The 2571-nt window shown below is 35.5% G+C and carries 3 protein-coding genes; all 3 read right to left on the bottom strand.

From position 1 onward, the window contains the following. The coding region (locus AC1RJL_RS19825) for a hypothetical protein (protein WP_492917268.1) at positions 1–1376 on the bottom strand (1376 nt) is incomplete at its 3' end. An 11-nt stretch (positions 1377–1387) separates the two neighbouring features. Then, positions 1388–1891 carry a hypothetical protein gene (locus AC1RJL_RS19820; RefSeq protein ID WP_492917266.1) on the bottom strand — a complete coding sequence of 168 codons (504 nt, stop codon included), beginning with the start codon at positions 1889–1891 and terminating at the stop codon, positions 1388–1390. Positions 1892–1902: 11 nt separating this feature from the next. Then, entirely contained in the window at positions 1903–2406 is a 504-nt protein-coding gene (locus AC1RJL_RS19815; protein WP_492917264.1) for a hypothetical protein, read from the bottom strand. Positions 2407–2571 lie beyond the last annotated feature (165 nt).

The raw sequence follows: 2571 nt of genomic DNA, 5'->3' as shown, positions 1-2571 counted from the left end.
GCTTGATCAGCAGCATTGCGGGAAATTAATGCCGTTAACATGGCGGTGCGATCTTGATACCAAGCATCCGAAAAATTGGCTTTGCCACTGGCACGCTCAGATGTCGTTAAATGTTTATCGGCAGACCATAATACAAACAAATCCGGATTAAGTTGCGACAGTAGTTCTTCACTGCCATACAATGCAAAAGGGGTTAAATAATAAAGTGCCAAAAACTGACCATAGTCAGCTTGCCCTGATTTTGTGTATTTATCCTGCACAACGATTAATACTTTGTTTGCTAATGTAGCAAGATTGCCAGAAGTTAAGGCTGTATTTAATCCATTAATATTTCTGTAATACTGCTCTCGCGATTCTAAATTCCCATTTACATCACCAACAGGTGTGGGTTCTGAATAAAGCCCTACTAGCTTTCTAAATCCATCCAGAATTAACTCAAGAGAGGCTTCTGTGTTATTGGAACCTGCATCCACTATTTTATTCAACAATGAAAAATCAATTGACGGGTCAAGCGTTGACAACAGGTTACCTAATGCCAATAAATCGGTGATTTTATACATATAATGGTTAGAGAAAGGATCAATATTACCGTTCTCCTGTGACAATGGGGTGCGCTGCCCAAAATGCGAGCTCATAAACTCACGTGTCGTTGCACTTAGGCCATTAGACGCAAAATAATTATTATTGGTATATCCACCAACACCGCCATGAAAGCCTAAAAGGGATTGTATTTGAGAAAACAGCAACCAGCTTGTTGGCGAAAATCCTGCACTGTTAAAGGTGTTTACTTCATTGATTGTAGTAGATGAACCATTGATTAAATTTGCAAAAGTGGTCGCCAGTGCCCCACCCAAACTATGCCCATTGACAGTAACCAAGGATGAACCATTAAGTAAACCTTCACCTTTAACTGGTGTAGTTTCGTAAAAATAATCTGCAGGACTAAGCGGCACATCAAACATGGCAATTTGTTTAACATATAAATGCTCTGGTGTTGTAATACGCAACCACCAATTAACCATATCCACAATTTGACGTGCTGGTGCGCCGTTACCTAAAGTCAAATCTGCATCATTTATCAAATCTTGGTATATAAAGTCCGTACCTCGTGTGGAAACATAAATTCTTCCAGTTGCTTTATGCTTCCACACAGTAGCATCAAATCCAGAACTTGTACTTAATATGCTATCGCTGGTATTGATATTTGTAACGACTACAAAGTTATCGGCAATATATTGAGCCAACGTCTCGGTCATACGTTCACTCAATAATGGTTTTAGATCACCATCTGTAAATCCATCAATATTATTCGTTTCTAATGCATAAGTAGCATCAGCTAAAAGAGCATTGATAAAAGCATCACTAATATTATTCACAATTTAATCCCTTATTTATATTGAACTTCAACATTAAGTTTTTTGAAAACTTTACTACCGCTCATTTCCGGAGCACAGCTTCCATTAAATGTGTAAGGCGCATCTGAATCAAGAATTTTTAACGAACGAGAAACAAACCCACCTTTCGCTTTAAAATAATTCCAACTTATAAGTACCTCTTTACTATCCACATCTTCATATGAAAAATATAATCTAGTTATCGGCAAAATATAACCACTTAATTCATAAGTAGTAGCACCAGCAGAAATCAATTTTTTCCCCATTGCCCTTTCATCATAAATTGCGATCGCAGCCTCCTTTTTGCATAATTCCCTAAACTGAAACCCACCAATAATTTCATCAACAACAGGAACAAAAAATATCAAAACACCCAATACAGGAATGGTTATTTTCCTATATTTTTCAGTTTTTATTTTTTTAGATATAAACTCTGAAACTTTATAAGAGATAAAACCCCATAACATAAAAAACAATAATGCAAGTAAGCCAATCATTTCTTAATCCTTTATTTGAGAGAAGTTGTAAGTTGCAGATCAGATAAAATTGTTTTAATTTTTTTAGGTGTACAAACCCCATTAAATGTATAAGGCTTTTTCGATGATAAAATATTTAATGATCGAGACAACCAACCTCCATCGGTACGCAAAGAGATCCAACTAACTAAGACCTCATCTGTAATGCGATCTTTATATGAAAAATACTCTAAAGATATTGGAACAAAATAATCGCCAATAGATACATACTGAATAGGTTGAGCAACAACCACTCTTCCCTTAACCCTCTTCTCATCAACGATCAACTCAACTTTCTCAGAGCACAATTCCCTAAACTGAAAACCACCAATAATTTCATCAACAACAGGAACAAAAAATATCAAAACACCCAATACAGGAATGGTTATTTTCCTATATTTTTTTTCAGTTTTTATTTTTTTAGATATAAACTCTGAAACTTTATAAGAGATGAACCCCCATAATATAAAAAACAATAATGCAAGCAAGCCAATCATGGTGATATCCTTATTAAATAAAATTTAATATAAAAATGGTAAAATCTAAAACCAATTACTGTGAATTTTTATGTTGATGGATTCATATGCGAGAGTGCATCAGCATAAATTTCATCGCGGGTGAGTGCGCGATGGCCAATAATACCGCGACTTTCATCGGCCAAT

The sequence above is a fragment of the Cellvibrio sp. GW822-FHT04B05 genome (assembly GCF_058800985.1).
Note: the sequence above shows the minus strand (reverse complement) of the source record. Positions and strands in the feature narration are given on the sequence as shown.